This is a genomic window from Thiemannella venezuelensis (assembly GCF_014203605.1).
Taxonomy (GTDB): Bacteria; Actinomycetota; Actinomycetes; order Streptosporangiales; family Streptosporangiaceae; genus Planomonospora_A; species Planomonospora_A venezuelensis.
In genome coordinates, this window is the sequence record NZ_JACHJJ010000011.1 from 34,519 (window position 1) to 49,769 (window position 15,251).

12 protein-coding genes are annotated in these 15,251 nt (G+C 74.1%); 5 read left to right on the forward strand and 7 right to left on the reverse strand.

Translation table 11 applies throughout. The features are described from left to right. Window positions 1–31 precede the first annotated feature (31 nt). On the reverse strand, window positions 32–844 hold the full coding sequence (locus FHS22_RS17495) for an ABC transporter permease (RefSeq protein WP_184942966.1): 813 nt from the start codon (window positions 842–844) through the stop codon (window positions 32–34). Continuing rightward, window positions 841–1,809, reverse strand: a complete 969-nt coding sequence (locus FHS22_RS17500; protein ID WP_184942968.1) for an ATP-binding cassette domain-containing protein — start codon at window positions 1,807–1,809, stop codon at window positions 841–843. Before FHS22_RS17500 ends, FHS22_RS17495 begins: the two co-directional genes overlap by 4 nt. 150 nt (window positions 1,810–1,959) lie before the next feature. Here FHS22_RS17500 and FHS22_RS17505 point away from each other — a divergent pair, with 150 nt between their 5' ends. Together FHS22_RS17505 and FHS22_RS17515 are read left to right on the forward strand one after the other, a co-directional pair. Further along, window positions 1,960–2,637, forward strand: coding sequence for a PH domain-containing protein (locus FHS22_RS17505; protein ID WP_338047791.1), 678 nt, complete (start codon window positions 1,960–1,962; stop codon window positions 2,635–2,637). Then, window positions 2,634–4,523, forward strand: coding sequence for a PH domain-containing protein (locus FHS22_RS17515; RefSeq protein WP_338047792.1), 1,890 nt, complete (start codon window positions 2,634–2,636; stop codon window positions 4,521–4,523). Before FHS22_RS17505 ends, FHS22_RS17515 begins: the two co-directional genes overlap by 4 nt. A gap of 96 nt (window positions 4,524–4,619) precedes the next feature. On the opposite strand, the gene sepH is transcribed toward FHS22_RS17515, so the two are convergent. From sepH to FHS22_RS17530, 3 genes are all read right to left on the reverse strand, one after another. Next, on the reverse strand, window positions 4,620–6,209 hold the full coding sequence (gene sepH, locus FHS22_RS17520) for a septation protein SepH (protein WP_184942970.1): 1,590 nt from the start codon (window positions 6,207–6,209) through the stop codon (window positions 4,620–4,622). A gap of 436 nt (window positions 6,210–6,645) precedes the next feature. Continuing rightward, the gene (locus FHS22_RS17525) at window positions 6,646–7,947 is read right to left on the reverse strand and encodes a D-arabinono-1,4-lactone oxidase (RefSeq protein ID WP_184942972.1); all 1,302 of its coding nucleotides are present in this window, start codon (window positions 7,945–7,947) and stop codon (window positions 6,646–6,648) included. A gap of 239 nt (window positions 7,948–8,186) precedes the next feature. After that, a complete protein-coding gene (locus tag FHS22_RS17530) occupies window positions 8,187–9,383 on the reverse strand; it encodes an MFS transporter (protein WP_184942974.1) in 1,197 nt (398 codons plus the stop codon). A 117-nt stretch (window positions 9,384–9,500) separates the two neighbouring features. Between FHS22_RS17530 and FHS22_RS17535 the strand changes: the two genes are divergently transcribed. Then, on the forward strand, window positions 9,501–10,730 hold the full coding sequence (locus FHS22_RS17535; RefSeq protein WP_338047793.1) for a lytic transglycosylase domain-containing protein: 1,230 nt from the start codon (window positions 9,501–9,503) through the stop codon (window positions 10,728–10,730). Here the strand turns inward: FHS22_RS17535 and FHS22_RS17540 are convergent. Continuing rightward, window positions 10,721–11,689 (reverse strand): ferrochelatase, encoded by a 969-nt coding sequence (locus FHS22_RS17540; protein WP_184942976.1) that lies wholly within the window; start codon window positions 11,687–11,689, stop codon window positions 10,721–10,723. The two genes, FHS22_RS17535 and FHS22_RS17540, sit on opposite strands and share 10 nt — an antisense overlap. A 187-nt stretch (window positions 11,690–11,876) precedes the next feature. Between FHS22_RS17540 and FHS22_RS17545 the strand changes: the two genes are divergently transcribed. Both FHS22_RS17545 and FHS22_RS17550 read left to right on the forward strand, forming a co-directional pair. Beyond that, complete coding sequence (locus FHS22_RS17545) at window positions 11,877–13,838, forward strand: S9 family peptidase (protein ID WP_184942978.1); 1,962 nt, start codon at window positions 11,877–11,879, stop codon at window positions 13,836–13,838. A gap of 103 nt (window positions 13,839–13,941) precedes the next feature. After that, on the forward strand, window positions 13,942–14,736 hold the full coding sequence (locus tag FHS22_RS17550; protein WP_184942980.1) for an inositol monophosphatase family protein: 795 nt from the start codon (window positions 13,942–13,944) through the stop codon (window positions 14,734–14,736). 130 nt (window positions 14,737–14,866) lie between these two features. Here the strand turns inward: FHS22_RS17550 and FHS22_RS17555 are convergent, their stop codons facing one another. Next, a complete protein-coding gene (locus tag FHS22_RS17555; RefSeq protein ID WP_184942982.1) occupies window positions 14,867–15,031 on the reverse strand; it encodes a hypothetical protein in 165 nt (54 codons plus the stop codon). Window positions 15,032–15,251 lie beyond the last annotated feature (220 nt).

Here is a 15,251-nt window from a genome sequence, read left to right on the forward strand (position 1 = left end):
GGCGCCGCCCGAGGCGGCGGGTCCGGGACCGCTACACCCGGCTGCGGAAGGCCCGGATCGCCAGCGGAGCGAAGACCGCGGCGAACCCGGCAGCCCAGAGCAAGGAGATCATCGTAGGCTGTGCGACCTCGCCGCCGATCAGGAGGCCGCGGATGGCGTCGGCCAGGTGGGTGACCGGGTTGATGTCGGACCAGGTCTCCAGCCAGCCGGGGAAGGTCTGCGACGGCACCAGCGCGCTGCTGGTGAACGTCAGCGGCATCATCAGCGAGAAGGCGACCATCTGCACCTTCTCCGGGTTGGAGGCCTTGAGGCCGATCAGCACGGACATCCACGACATGGCCAGGGCGACCACCACCAGCAGCGCCAGGGCGCCCAGCAGGCCGGTCAGGCTGGTCTCGACCCGGAACCCCAGGACCATGCCGAAACCGACGAGCAGGGCGAAGGCCCACACCTGCTTGGCGGTGTCGGCGATGATCCGCCCCGAGAGCGGCGCGGTCCTGGCGATGGGCAGGCTCCGCAGCCGGTCGAAGACGCCCTTGGTGATGTCGGTGTTCAGGCCGATCGCGGTGGACAGCGTGTAGAACAGGGCGTTCTGCACGAGCAGGCCGGGCAGCGCGAACTGCAGGTAGTCGCCGGTCGACCCGGAGATCGCGCCGCCGAACACGTAGGTGAACAGCAGCAGGAACATGATGGGCTGGATGCTCAGATCGAGCAGCTCCCAGGGGTTGTGCTTGATCTGGACCAGGCTGCGCCAGGCGAGCGTCATGGTCTGCTGCAGCGTGGCCAGCGGGCCGGCGTGCCTGGCCGTGACCGCGGTCGGAGCCGTCGTCGTCACGGCGGTCATGCGAACACCTCTTCCTTCTCCGCGGTGGGCTCTTCCTCGGCCCGGTGGCCGGTGATGGCGAGGAACACCTCGTCGAGGCTGGACTTGCGCAGCGCCAGCTCGCTCGCGACGACGCCGAGGTCGTCGAGCCGGCGGACGACGGCCGACACGACCGCCGGGTCGTGCACGGACGCGGTGACCCTGCCGCCGGTCAGGTCGGGAGTCTCGCCGATGACGTCGGCCACGACCTCGGCGACCAGGTCGAGGTGGGCGGCCTCCAGCGGCCGGACCTCCAGGACCTGCGCGCCGGTGGTGGCCTTCAGCTCGTCGGAGGTGCCGGAGGCGATCACCCTGCCGTGGTCGAAGACCACGATGTCGTCGGCGAGCTGGTCGGCCTCCTCGAGGTACTGGGTGGTGAGCAGGACCGTCACGCCGTCGGCCATCAGGCCGCGCACGACGCTCCACAGCTCCGTGCGGCTGCGCGGGTCGAGACCGGTGGTGGGCTCGTCGAGGAAGAGCACCTGCGGCCGCCCGACCAGGCTCGCCGCGAGGTCCAGGCGGCGGCGCATGCCGCCCGAGTAGGTCTTGGTCGCGCGCCCGCCGGCGTCGGACAGGTCGAACCGCTCCAGCAGCTCGGCGGCCCGCCGCCGGGAGTCGGCCCGCGACATGCCCAGCAGCCGGCCGATCATCACGAGGTTCTCCACCCCGGTGAGCATCTCGTCCACCGCGGCGTACTGCCCGGTGAGGCCGATGAGCGAGCGCACCCGGTGCGCGTCCTTCACCACGTCGAACCCGCCCACCGCGGCCCTGCCCTCGTCGGGGCGGAGGAGGGTGGCCAGGATCCGCACGGCGGTGGTCTTGCCCGCGCCGTTCGGCCCGAGAACGCCGAGCAGGCGCCCCTGCGGCACGGCGAGGTCGATCCCGTCGAGCGCCCGCGTCTCCCCGTAGCGCTTCGCCAGGCCTGTCGCCTCGATGGCGTACTGCATGATCGGCTCTCCTTCGTCGGCGTCGTGATTCCAGAATGACGATCCCCACTGACACTTTTCCGATACGGGACTGATGGGGAGACGGGGCCGCTGACATATGGCTGACACGGTCCGCCGTCCGCCGGAACATGACCGTTTAGGCTGAAGAACGTGAGCTACCAAAGCGATGCGAACAGGGGCGGAACGGATGGGCCGGGGGCGGCCGCCCCCGCTCCGGCCGGCCCCCTGCCCGAAGGCGTTCCATCGCGTGACCCCGGCCCGCCGGGCGCGACCGGTCAGGGCGCCCGGCCCGGCGGAGGCCGCGGGCGGTCCGGCGGCGTCCCGCTGCGCGACCCGGCCCATCCGGTCTCCCGCAGGGCCATCGCGCTCTGGCTGCTGGAGGGGGCGATCTGGTCGGTGATCCTGACCGCCGTCTCCTACGCCCTGTCCGGATGGGTCGGCGGCGCCCGGTGGTCCTGGCTGCCGGGCTGGGTGCCCGGCACCATCGCGTTCCTGCCGTGGGCGGTGGGGGCCGTCCTCGTCGCGCTGACGGTCGCCGAGTCCCTCTGGCGTTACGCGACGCACCGCTGGGAGCTCACCGGGGACGTGGTCTACGCGCGCTCCGGCTGGATCAGCAGGGACTGGGTGTTCGTCCCGGTCAGCCGGATACAGACCGTGGACAAGGCGCAGGGGTGGATGGAGCGGATGCTCGGCCTCGCCACGGTGGAGATCCGCACGGCCTCCCACGCGGGGTCGTCCACGATCAAAGGCCTGGACTACGCGGTGGCGGCCGGGCTCGCCGACGAACTCGCCCGGCGAGCCGAGGAACTGAGGGACGACGCGACGTGAACGACCCGTCCGGCCCCGACCCGTCCGGTCGCGAGGTGTCCGGCCCGCCGCCCGCTCCACCGGCTCCCCCGGCGGCTCCCCACGCGGAGCCGCCGCCCGCCGCAGGCGCCTCCCCGGCACCCCCGGTCCCGGCGGACGTCCTGCCGCCCGACGGCGTCGTCCCCCCGGTCACCCCGCCGCTGCGGCTCAGTCCCAAGGTGCTGCTGACCGACCCGATCCGGATGCTGCCCTCGCTCTTCCTGCCGCTGGCCGGCGTCCTGTTCCTCGGCGGTTTCTCGCCCGGCTCGTTCGTGTGGGCGGCGCTCGGCATCGCCTGCTCGGTCGTCTACTCCGCCGTCCGCTGGGCCACCTTCACCTACCAGGTCGTCGGCGACCGGCTGGAGCTCACCCGGGCCCTGGTCAGCCGGTCGGTGCGGACGATCCCGCTGGAGCGGATCCGGGGCGTCGACGTCACCCACCCGCCGCTGCACCGCCTGCTCGGCGTCGCCGTCCTGCGGATCGACACCGGCGCGGGGGGCGGAGACAAGCAGGAGGGCGAGCTCGACGGCGTGACCGAGGCCGAGGCCGAGCGGCTCAGGGCCGTGCTGCTCTGGCACGCCCGCGCACGCATGGCGCGTCGCGCCCGGATCGCCCGGGAGACCCCGGCGGCCCAGGGACCGCCCGCGGCGGGTGTCGCAGGGGGAGAGGCGGGTCCGGAGACAGGTGCCCCGCAGACAGGTGCCCCGCAGACAGGGGGGCCGCAGACAGAGGGGCCGGCGGCGGAGGGCCGGGAGACGGGGAGCGCGGGTGCCGGAGAAGGACGGCCCGGTGGGGCGGGACGGGGCGGCCCCTGGCCGGCGACGGTCCGGCACGAGGTGGGCGAGGCCGTTCCCGAGCGGGTGTTCCTCGTGGTGCCCCGCCGGTGGCTCGTGTACGGACCCCTCTCGGGGGCCTATCTGCTCACCCCCTTCGCGCTGGCCGCCGGCGCCGTGGGCGCCGCGCTCCAGTGGGGCGGTGAGCTCGGCATCGCCCGGCGGGCCGTGTGGAGCGCGGGGGAGTGGCTGTGGGAGCGCCCGCTCCTGCTGGCCGGGGCCTTCGCGGTGCTGCTGCTCGCGATGCCGGTCGTCGGCGTGGTGATGTACGCCGTGTTCAACTGGGACTTCACCCTGCGGGCGCGGGAAGGCTATCTCGTCGCGGAGCGCGGCCTGGTCACCCGCAGGAGCGTGTCGCTGGAGCGGCGCAGGGTGCGCGGGTTCGAGCTGGTCGAGGGCCTGGTCGAGCGGTGGACGGGGATGGCCAGGACCTGGGCGATCGTGACCGGTCTGGGCGACTCGCAGACCCGCGGCCAGCTCCTGCCGGTGGTTCCGCGCGCGACCGCGCTGGACGTGGTGGGAGAGGCGGTCGGCCCGATCACGGTCGGTCTTCGGCCCCATCCGGTGGCGGCGCGCCGGCGCAGGCTGTTCCGGGCGGTCTTCCCGTGGCTGGTGGTCGCCGCGTGCGCGACGGCGGCCGCGGCGGCCTGGTCCGGGCCCTGGTCCGGGCTGTGGTGGACCCTGGTGGCGGTGGCCCTGCTCATGGCCGTGCTGGGCGTCCCGCTCGGCCTCGACCGCTACCGCTCGCTCGGGCACGTCTACGACGGCTCCCGGGTCTCGGTCAGGTCCGGGTCCCTGCGCCGGTCCCAGGCGGTGGTGGAGAGGCGCGCCGTCGTCGGCTGGACGCTCAGCCAGACGTGGTTCCAGCGGAGGGCAGGGCTGCTGACCGTGACCGCGGGGGTCGGCGCGGGCACCGGCGGTTACGCGGCCCTCGACGTCGGCGAGGCGGAGGGCGTCGCCTTCGTCACCGAGGTCACTCCCGGCTGGCTCGCCCCCTTCCTCGCGGAGGGGGCCTCCGCGGCCGTCCCGGAGTGAGACGCCGCCTCCCGGGGCACGGGCCGCGGCCGGACCGCCGGCCCGGTGACCGCCCGCGCACGCGGTCACGCGGCGCGGCCGGTTCGGGGCGGCGGGTCAGTCGGGGCGGCGGGCGCCGAACATGATCTCGTCCCAGCTCGGCACGGACGCACGGCGGCCCCTGGCCTTCTTCGCCGGGCGCGCGGGAGCCGGTTTCGGCGCAGGGGCGGGCACGGGCGGCGGGGGCTCCGGAGACGCCGCGGGCGCCGGCGGCTCCGCCGGCGCGGGCTGCTCGGCGGCGGTCCTGCCGGCCGCGCCCTCCTGCTCCGCTCCCGTGCTTCCGGGGACGGCACCTCCGGCCGGCTCGGCCCGGGGGCCGCGGTTCAGCCTGTCCGCGCTGATCCGCGCCGCGGGTACGGCGATCGCGGCGTCCGGGACCGGTTCCGCGGCGGGTTCCGGCAGGGGGCCGGTCGCGGTGGGTTCCAGGGCGGGTCCTGCCGCGGCGGGCCTGTCGGCCTCTCCGGCCGCCGGAGCGTCCCGGGAGTCCCCGGCCTCCGGATGAGCCGCGGCCTCCGCGGCGTCCGGAGTCTCCTCCGCGCTCGCTCTCTCCGCCTCCGCTTCCCCGGCGGGCGTGCCCGCCTCCCGGCTCGGGACGGCGGACCGCTCGTCCGAGGCGGGCTCAACGGTCGAGGCGGGTTCAACGGTCACTGCGGGTTCGGCGGTCACTGCGGGTTCGGCGGTCGCAGCGGGTTCGGTGGTCGCGGCGGGCCGGACCGGCTCGGTGGCCCGCACCGGCTCCCGGTCCGCGGGGCCGGGGGCGCGCAGGGGCGGCACCGCCGGGACGATCGGGGCCTCGAACCCCTCCGGCAGCGGCGGCATCGGAGGGCGCTCGTAGACCGCCGGAGGTCCGGACGGTGCGACCGCGGCGGGCGTCTCGGGCTGGAGATACGGGGCGGAGGGCTCGGGCCGTGCCCCGGAGGGGCCGGCCGGGGCGGAGGGCTCCTGCCGTACGACCGCGGGGAAGGAGACCGGAGGCTGGTTCAGCGGCTCGTGGCTCAGCGGCGGCACCGGGGCCAGCTTGGCCACGCGCGGCACGAACGGCGTGACGGTGGTGTCCTCGACCGGGTCGACGTACTCGCTGGCGGACAGGCGCATGGCCTCGTCGTCGTGCGGGGTGATGTGGCGGCGGCGCGGGTCGAAGAGCCATTCGGCGTTGCGCGTGTGACCGTTCCACACGAAACCGAGCTTGATCCGCCACAGGTTGTCGTCCCGCTTGGCGGAGTCCCAGTCGATCTCGTCGGCGGGCACGCCCCGGCGGGTCAGCCGCTCGGAGACGAGGTCGCCCAGGGTTGGGCCGGGGGCGGAGTCGCCGGGCAGCCGTACGGCGCAGCGCTGCGCCTGCTGGGCCATGTACTCCCGCTCCTGGAGCACGGGCCCCTCGAACCACCGGACGCGCTCGACCGGGATGCCCGCCGTCGCGGCGATCTCCTCGGCGGTCTCGCCGGCGCGGATCCTGGCCTGGATCTCCTTGGGGCGCAACGGGCTCTCCACTTCGATCTCGTACTGGCCGAGACGGGAGAAGTTGCCGCGGACGGCAGCACGGAGCCGGTCGTCGACGGGCAGCGTGAACCGGGTACCCCGGCCGGCTGTCGCCAGCACGAGATAGGTCCCGTCCTCGCTCACCGCGACGAGTCGGAGCTCCTGCATGCGAGTCCCTTCGTCGTCGTGCTCATTCTTCCCCCGGACCCTTGAGTCTCTCGCGTGTGCCGGTTGCCTGCCAGCACCGTACCCGGCATGTCCGAACATCGCCTTCCTGGAGGGGGCTAGCGGCGATGTGACGCCAGTCACATTTGCCTCGTTCATCCCCTTATCGGCCACCGATGTGGAGCAGCAGGTCCGAGGTCCTCGACGGATTCTTCCGAATAACCTCCCACCCCGGCGTGAACTTGTGTGAAGAGCCGGTGGTCGGCTGGCCGGAACGGCGGGAGAAGGTCATCGGCGGAGGGCTCCCTCGGGTCGGGCGGCGCGGGATCCTGTGAATGTTCCCTCGAAAGCGGTCCCGGGAACGTCAGGACACGCGGGCGACCGCCCGATTGCCGCGAATCGGCCCACGGGCCGGGCTCGGCGGCCCGGCGCCCGGGACTCAGGTACCCAGGACGGTGTCCAGGTAGTCGTTGGCGAACAGGCGTCCGGGGTCCAGCCGGTCGCGCAGCGCCAGGAAGTCGGCGAACCGCGGATAGACCGTGCTCAGGTAGGCGGCGTCGCGGGTGTGCAGCTTGCCCCAGTGCGGACGGCCGCCGAGCCGCGTCATGATCTCCTCCACGCCCTCGAAGTAGGCGGGGTTGGGGGTGGGCCGGTAGATGTGGCAGGCGATGTAGGCCGTCTCCCGGCCGTAGGCGGTCGACAGCCACGCGTCGCCGGGCGGGGTCACCCGCACCTCGACCGGGAAAGTGATCTTCCAGTTCCGCCGCTCGACGAGGTCGCGGGTCTCCCGCAGGGCCTGGGCGAGGTGCTCGCGCGGGATGGCGTACTCCATCTCCAGGAACCGCACCTCCCGCACGCTCGTGAAGATCTTGTAGGAGGTGTCGGTGCAGGCGGAGGCCGACAGCGCCGCCGCGGAGACCGCGTTCAGCCGGGGGATCGCGCCGGGGAACCGCGCGCCGATCCCGCACAGCGCCCCGAACAGGGTGTTCTCCAGGAAGGTGTTGTCCAGCCAGTGCTTGAACGCGCCGGGCGGGTCGGCCGGGCCCCGGCTGCGGTTGTTCCGCTTGGTCAGGCAGGTGTCGGTGTGCGGCAGCCAGAAGAAGTCCAGGTGCTCGTTGGCCGCGGTGATCTCGTCGAGTGAACCGAGGATCCCGCTCAGCGTCATCGGCTCCCGGACGCTGTGCAGCAGGAACGACGGCTCCACCCGGAAGGTCACCGAGGTCAGCACGCCGAGCGCGCCCAGGCCGACCCGGGCGGCGTCGAACAGGTCCCGCTCGGCCGGATCACCGGTGTCCCCGCGGACCGTGACGACCTCGCCGCCGGCGAGCACCAGTTCCAGGGCGAGCACCTGGTCGGCCAGGCCGCCGACGTCCCTGCCGGTGCCGTGGGTGCCCGTCTGGATGGCCCCGGCCAGGGTCTGGGCGGTGATGTCGCCCATGTTCGCCAGGGCCAGGCCCATCCGGTGGAGCTCCTCGTTGAGCACCCGCAGCGGCGTGCCGGCCGCCGCCCGCACCCAGCCGTCCCCCGTCTCCAGGATCCCGGTCAGCCCCTCCGGCCGGAGCAGCAGGCCGTCGGTGAGGGCGACGCCGGTGAACGAGTGCCCGGTGCCGGCCATGCGCACCCGCCGTCCGGACGCGGCGGCGTCCCGCACGGCGCGTGCGACCTCCTCGGCCGAGGAGGGCGTACGGATCTCGGCGGGCGTGGCGGACTGGTTGCCCGCCCAGTTACGGAACTCGCGCATAAACGTGAACGATACTCACGATTGTCGGGAAGCAACAGTGCTCCGGGCACCGGAGACCGGACGCCGGTCCAGCTCCGCGCCCCGTCCTGCGGTGGCGCGGCACCGGCCGTGCCCACCAGGCGGCATGTCACGACGGCGGGCCGGTCGCCCTGCAACCACGTCCGCGGGGCGACCGCACCGTGACGCCGGTGACTTCTTCAGAACCCGGGGGCGACCCGGCGGTGACCCGACGACGGCGCTCACGGCTTCGGGGAAGCGGCGGGGGCGCGCAGCCACGCCGAGCCGCCGGCCCCGATGACCGCCGCCAGCAGGGCGCACCCGAAGGCGAAGCCGTAGGCGTTGGAGGCGCCGTAGGCGTCGGTGAGCCGCCCGCCCGCCCACGCGCCGAGCGCCACGCCGAACCCGACCGCGGTGGAGACCCAGGTCATGCCCTCGGTGAGCAGGTGGGGCGGGACGAGGCGCTCGACCAGCGCGTAGCCGGTGATGATCGTGGGCGAGATGGCCAGCCCGGCGAGGAACAGGGCCGGCGCCATCACCCACACATTGCCGATCAGGGCGATCGGGGTGAACCCCAGCGCGAACACCCCCAGCGCGCGGACGAACCGGCTGCGCAGGGAGGCCTTCCACCGCCGCGCGCCGTACCAGAGGCCGGAGACCAGGCTGCCGCTCGCGACCGCGGCGAGCAGCAGCCCGGAGACGGGTGTGACGCCGTGCTCCTCGGCGAAGGCGATCGTGATCAGGTCCACCGCGCCGAAGACGGCGCCCATGGCCAGGAAGACGCAGGACAGCAGGGCGATGCCGGGAATGGTGATCGGCGTTCCCGAGTGCTTCCCGCCCGCGCGGACCGGCGGTTCGGTGCCGCGCTGCATGGCGAAGACGAGCGTGCCCCCGACCGCGCAGACCAGGGTCACGGTCAGGCCGGCGTAGGGGTTGACCATGGTGGCCAGCGCGGTGGCGAGAGCCGGGCCGGCGACGAAGACGACCTCGTCGGCGACCGACTCGAACGAGAACGCGGTGTGCAGCTCGTCGGTCCCGCTCAGCAGGTGGGACCAGCGGGCCCGCACCAGCGAGCCCAGCGGGACCGCGGCCGCGCCGATCACGATGCCCGAGACGAACAGGCTCCAGGCGGGCGCGCCGAGTTCGACGCAGAGCATCAGGGCGGCGAGCGCGGCACCGTGCGTGAGGACGAGCGGGACGATTACCCTGGCCTGACCGAATCTGTCCACCAGGCGCCCCATCAGGGGCGCGGCGACGGCATAGGAGACGTTGACGGTGCCCGCGACCGCGCCCGCCATGCCGTACGAGCCGGTGAGGGTTTTGACGAGCAGCATGATGCCGAGGCCGAGCATCGACATGGGCATCCGCCCGATCAGCCCCGAGACCACGAACCCCTTGACGCCGGGCCTGCTGAACAGCTCCCGATACGGCCCGACCACCGATGTCCCCCTTTTGCGCGTCCTGCGTGCGCGACCAACCGACTTTTGCGTACGTAACAGCCGCTCTGCAAACAGTTTTCTGCAGAGCGGCACGTACCGGTCCACGGTGGAGGCAACGTGAGCGCGTCGCGGCCTCTTCCCGGGATGCGGATCCTCGTCGCGGCGCTGGCCGGGGTGATCGCCCTGGCGACCGCGACCGCCGCGGTGCTCCTGGTCACCGGCCCCGCCCCGGTCCCCGAGACCGCCCCGGCGGCCCGGGCGGAGGTCCCCGACCTGGCGGCGCTCACCCCGCAGGCGCTGCGCCCCCCGGCGGCCGCGCCGTCCGCGGGCTCCACGGCGGCCCCGCAGGCCCCGGCGACCGGCGGTCCCGGTGTCACCCCGACCCCGCCACGGCTGATGGTGATCTCCCGTTCCACCCTGCCGGAGCAGACCAAGACGGACATCGCCGGGCTCCGGCACGTCGAGAAGATCGACTCCTTCGACGGCGGGGCCGTGACAGTGGCCGGGGTCGGCCTCAACCTGCTCGCGGTCGACCCCGCGCGCTTCCGCGCCTGGACGTCGCGGGCGGTGGCCGGCCAGCAGGAGCTCTGGAACGCCCTGCTGCGGGGGGAGTTCGTGGCCGACAGCACGGCGGCGCGCCGCCTCGGCCTGGTCCTCGGCGCGCACTACCAGGTGGACGGCGGGCCCCGGCTGCGCGTCGCGGCCTCCGCGCCGCTCGGCCTGCCCGGCGTGGACGGCCTGGTCGGGCAGGAGACCGGGCGCAGGCTCGGGCTGCTGCCCGGGGTGGCGCTGCTGGTCCACGGCCCGGAGAAGGCCTCCGCCGCGCTCGGCGCGGGGGTGCGCAAGCTGCTCGGCGAGGGATCGCAGGTGGTGGCGGTGGGCGCGGGCCGTACGGCGAAGGCCCCCTCCGGGACGGGCACCGCGACCCGGGCCAGACCGCAGGCGGCGGGCCGGGTGACGGTCGGGCGGCCCGGCAGCTACCTGGAGCTGTACCGGAAATCGGCGGCGATCTGCCCGGGCCTGTCCTGGACGGTGCTGGCCGCGATCGGCCAGGTGGAGAGCTCGCACGGGCGCAACAACGGACCGTCGTCGGCCGGCGCACAGGGACCGATGCAGTTCATGCCCGCCACCTGGAAGGCCTACGGCGTGGACGGCGACGGCGACGGCGCCGCCGACATCTGGAGCCCCTACGACGCCGTCCCCTCGGCCGCCAACTACCTGTGCGCCAACGGCGCGGGCCGGGGCGGCGGGAAGCTGGAGAAGGCCGTCTGGTTCTACAACCACTCGTGGTCGTACGTCAGGAAGGTCCTGTCGATCGCCGGTGCCTACGCCCGCGCCTACCCGTGATTGCCCCGCCGCGGGGGCGCCGGGCAGCAGGTCGTGCCGCAGGCCTCGGGCTCGGGCTCGGCCAGCAGCTCGCCGATCATCGAGACGAACCGCGGGTGGGTGCCCGCCGTGGCGGCCCTGGTCAGCGGGAGCCCGATCGCGGCGGCCAGCTCCGCCGCCTCCACGTCGAGGTCGTAGACGACCTCCATGTGGTCGGAGACGAAGCCGATGGGCACCAGCACCACCGCGGGGGCGTCGAGCCGCTCCAGGTGGTCGCAGACGTCGGGCTCCAGCCACGGGATGTGCGGGGCGCCGCTGCGGCTCTGCCAGACCAGGTCCCACTCCCGGCCGCCGCCCAGCCCCTCCACCACCAGCCCGGCCGCCCGGCGCAGCTGGGCCTCGTAGAGCCCGCCGTCCGGCCCGGCCGTCCGGGCCATGGAGAGCGGGATGCTGTGCGCGGTGAAGACCAGGCGCGCGCCGTCCCGGTGCCCGGCGGGCAGCCGGTCCAGGGCCTCGCGGGTGTGGTCGACCATGGCCGCGACGAAGCCGGGGTGGTCGAAGAAGTGCCGGAGCTTGACGATCTCCGGGGCGCCCTCGACGGCCGCGCGGGCCAGGGCGATGTCGTCGATGTACTGCCGGCAGGAGGAGTAGGAGCCGTAGGCGGAGGTGACGAACGCCGCGGCCCTGCGCATCCCGTCGGCGGCCATCCGCCGGAGCGTGTCCTCCAGGTAGGGGTGCCAGTTGCGGTTGCCCCAGTAGACCGGCAGGCCGACGGTCGGCTCGACGGCCGCGATCAGGTCGCGGCACTGCCGGTTGATCGGGCTGACCCCGCCGAAGCGCTGGTAGTGCGCCTCGACCTCCAGCAGCCGCTCGCGCGGGACCCCCCGGCCCCGCACCACGTTCTCCAGAAACGGCATCACGTCATCCGGCTTCTCCGGGCCTCCGAACGAGACCACGAGGAGCGCGTCGTAAGTCCCCATGAACCCATCCAACCGCATGCCGCCGCCGCTCTTCGCTCCGGTGGCCCGGCCGCGGGACCGGAGGGCCGGGCCACCGCCTCCCGCCCCGCCGGAGTCCGGTTCCCCGCTCCGCAGGGCTCGGCCGCGCGGGTGCGTGATCGGGAGCGCGGACGGAGGTAGGTTCGGGAGGGTGACCCCTTTTTCTGACATGCGTGACTATGTCGGCGTACCCCGGCTGACGTCCCTGCGCCTCTCGCCGGACGGGAACCGCCTGGTGAGCGTGGTGCAGGCGCTCAACCCCGACGGCAAGTCCTACGGCACGGCCCTGTGGGAGGTCCCCCTCGACGGGCGCAGGCCGTACCGGCTGACCAGGTCCCTCAAGGGCGAGGCGGGAGCGGAGTTCACCGCCGGCGGCGACGTGCTGTTCGGCTCGCGCCGGCCCGACCCGACGGTGAAGGAGTCCGGCGACGAGGTCTCCGCGCTCTGGCTGCTGCCCGCCGCAGGCGGCGAGGCCCGGCAGGTCGCCACCCGTCCCGGCGGGATCGGCGGCTTCGCCACCGGCGGGCCGGGCGTCGTCTTCGCCGCCGACGTGCTCCCCGGCGACGAGTCCACCGAGGACGAGCGGCGCAAAGCCCGCAAGGACGCCGGGATCAGCGCGATCCTGCACGAGGGCTACCCGGTGCGCCACTGGGACCGCGACCTGGGGCCGGGGCAGACCCGGCTGTTCGCCGGGACCCTCGGCGAGGACCGGCTGACCGAGGTCAGGGATCTCACCCCCGATCCGGGTTCCGCGCTGCACGAGGCCTCCTACGAGGTGACCCCGGACGGCTCCGCCGCCGTCACCACCTGGATGGTCCCGCTGCCGGGCGGCGAGGTCCGCTACGAGCTGGTCGTGATCGAGACCGCGGACGGCGGGTCCCGCCGGGTGCTGGCGGCCCAGGACGGCCACGACTTCGAGGGGCCGCTCGCGATCTCGCCCGACGGGCGCCGGGTCGCCTGCGTGCGTTCCCGCCACGCGGACACCCGGACGATCCCGGAGGCCACGCTCTGGATCGTCGACCTGGCCACCGGCGAGGGACACGCCGCGGGCGGGGAGCTGTGGCCCTCGGAGATCGCCTGGGCCCCCGACTCGGCCTCGCTGTACGTGGCCGCCGACCACCGGGGCCGCCGCCCGGTCTTCCGCGTCCCCGCCGACGGCTCCGAGCCGGTACGGCTCACGCCCGGCGACGGCGCGTACTCCTCGGTCAACGTCGCCCCCGACGGCACCCTGTACGCGCTGCGCGGCGCCGTGGACCGGCCCGCGGGCCCGGTCAGGATCACCGCGGCGGGCGACGTCGAGGACCTCCCCTCGCCCGCCCCCGGGCTGGAGCTGCCCGGCACGCTCACCGAGGTCACCGCGACCGCCGACGACGGGGCCGAGATCCGGGCCTGGCTGGTGCTGCCGGAGGGCGCCTCGGCCGAGAGCCCGGCCCCGCTGCTGCTGTGGATCCACGGCGGCCCGCTGTCGAGCTGGAACGACTGGGCCTGGCGGTGGAACCCGTGGATCATGGCGGCGCACGGCTACGCCGTCCTGCTGCCCGACCCGTGCCTGTCCACCGGCTACGGCCCGGAGATGATCCGGCGGGGCTGGGCGGACTGGGGCCCGCGCACCCACGCCGACCTGATGGCGGTCACCGACGCCGCGCTGGAGGTGCCCGGGATCGACGCGAGCCGGACCGCCGCGATGGGCGGCTCCTTCGGCGGCTACATGGCCAACTGGGTCGCCGGGCACACCGACCGGTTCAAGGCGATCGTCACCCACGCCTCGCTCTGGCACCTCGACCAGTTCGCCGGGACCACCGACGCCTCCATGTACTGGCAGCGCGAGTTCGGCAGGCCCGGCACCGAGCTGTACGAGAAGCTCTCCCCGCACCTGTCGCTGGAAAGGATCACGACGCCGATGCTGGTGATCCACGGCGACAAGGACTACCGCGTGCCGATCGGCGAGGGACTGCGCCTCTGGTGGGACCTGCAGCGCTCCGGGGTGGAGTCGAAGTTCCTGTACTTCCCCGACGAGAACCACTGGGTGCTCAAGCCGGGCAACGCCGTGGCCTGGTACGAGATGGTCCTGGCCTTCCTGGCGCAGCACGTCCTCGGGCAGGAGTGGAAGCGGCCCGAGTCGCTGTCCTGAGCCCGCCGTCCCGGCCGTCGCAGGGCCCCCGCGCGCCGGAAGGACCGGCCGCGGGGGACGATGGGGCCGTGAGACGAGCGAGAGACGGGAGCGGGGAGCGGCCATGAGCACTGCCATGGGTTATCTGGAACTGGCCGAGCGGATCGCCCGCGAGGCGGGGGAGATGCTCCTGGCCAAGCGGCCCGCCCGGCCCGAGGTGCTGGCCACCAAGTCCAGCCCCACCGATGTGGTGACCGCGCTGGACCGGGCGTCGGAGGAGCTGATCCGGGCCAGGATCAAGGAGGCCAGGCCGGACGACGCGGTCCTCGGCGAGGAGGGCGGCGCCACCGGCGACGGCCGGGTCCGCTGGATCGTCGATCCGATCGACGGCACGGTCAACTTCCTGTACGGCCTGCCGGAGTGGGCGGTCAGCATCGCGGTGGAGGTGGAGGGGGAGGTCGTCGCGGGGGTGGTCAACGTCGTGCCCCGCGGCGAGGTCTTCACGGCGGTCAGGGGCGGGGGCGCCTGGCTGGGCGGCGAGCGGTTGCGCTGCAACACCGGCGTGCCGCTGGAGCAGGCGCTGATCGCCACCGGGTTCGGCTACGGGCCGGGGCGGCGGGCGGTCCAGGCGGAGGTGCTCGCGCAGGTGGTGCCGCGGGTGCGCGACATCCGCCGGGGCGGCTCGGCCGCCTCGGACCTGTGCGCGGTCGCGGCCGGGCGGGTGGACGGGTACTACGAGCGCGGCCCGCAGTACTGGGACTACGCGGCCGGAGGGCTGGTGGCGACCGAGGCGGGGGCGCGGGTCGGCGGGCTGAACGGCAGGCCGGCCGGCCCGGATCTGACGGTCTGCGCGGCGCCGGGCCTGTTCGAGGAGCTGCACGATCTGCTGGTCCCGCTGGACCCCGAACGCGACGCCTGAGGGGGCCGCACCCGGTGGTGTGCGCGGGCCGCGGCCGGCGGGCGCGGGTCGCACCGGGCGGCGGAGCGGCCGCGGAGACGGGAAGGCCCCGCACTCCTCGGGTGAGGGGTGCGGGGCCTTGCCGCGTTCGTCAGCGCTGGAGCGGGACGCCGTTGTCGGTGGCGAGACGGCGGAGGTCCTCGATCTCGGCGGTGAGTGTGTCGGCGAGGTATTCGTCGCCGGTGGACCTGGCCTCCTGCAGGTTCTTGTAGGCCTGGTCGAGGCGGTGTTCGATCGTGGTCGTGAACTCGCCCATCTCACCTTCTTTCTCATGGGGGCGAAGGGTGGTCGAAAAGGGACCGGGTTGGGTCTCTACCCACGCGTAGCATCGCCCTAAACCTGGGAGGAACCTGTGTGTGTCGGACATCACGGGCGGTGTGCCTATCGTGGTGGGGGCCTTACCGCCGGCTTACGGGGGATGGGGCGACAATGAGGAGCCGTTCCAGCGGCTGTCCGGCGGATTTCACGGGAGGTGC

What these genes read in the sequence shown, in the direction of transcription:
- FHS22_RS17495 (WP_184942966.1), bottom strand. Translation starts at nt 844, where the DNA reads ATGACCGCCGTGACGACGACGGCTCCGACCGCGGTCACGGCCAGGCAC.
- FHS22_RS17500 (WP_184942968.1), bottom strand. Translation starts at nt 1,809, where the DNA reads ATGCAGTACGCCATCGAGGCGACAGGCCTGGCGAAGCGCTACGGGGAG.
- sepH (WP_184942970.1), bottom strand. Translation starts at nt 6,209, where the DNA reads ATGCAGGAGCTCCGACTCGTCGCGGTGAGCGAGGACGGGACCTATCTC.
- FHS22_RS17525 (WP_184942972.1), bottom strand. Translation starts at nt 7,947, where the DNA reads ATGCGCGAGTTCCGTAACTGGGCGGGCAACCAGTCCGCCACGCCCGCC.
- FHS22_RS17540 (WP_184942976.1), bottom strand. Translation starts at nt 11,689, where the DNA reads ATGGGGACTTACGACGCGCTCCTCGTGGTCTCGTTCGGAGGCCCGGAG.
- FHS22_RS17545 (WP_184942978.1), top strand. Translation starts at nt 11,877, where the DNA reads ATGCGTGACTATGTCGGCGTACCCCGGCTGACGTCCCTGCGCCTCTCG.
- FHS22_RS17550 (WP_184942980.1), top strand. Translation starts at nt 13,942, where the DNA reads ATGAGCACTGCCATGGGTTATCTGGAACTGGCCGAGCGGATCGCCCGC.
- FHS22_RS17555 (WP_184942982.1), bottom strand. Translation starts at nt 15,031, where the DNA reads ATGGGCGAGTTCACGACCACGATCGAACACCGCCTCGACCAGGCCTAC.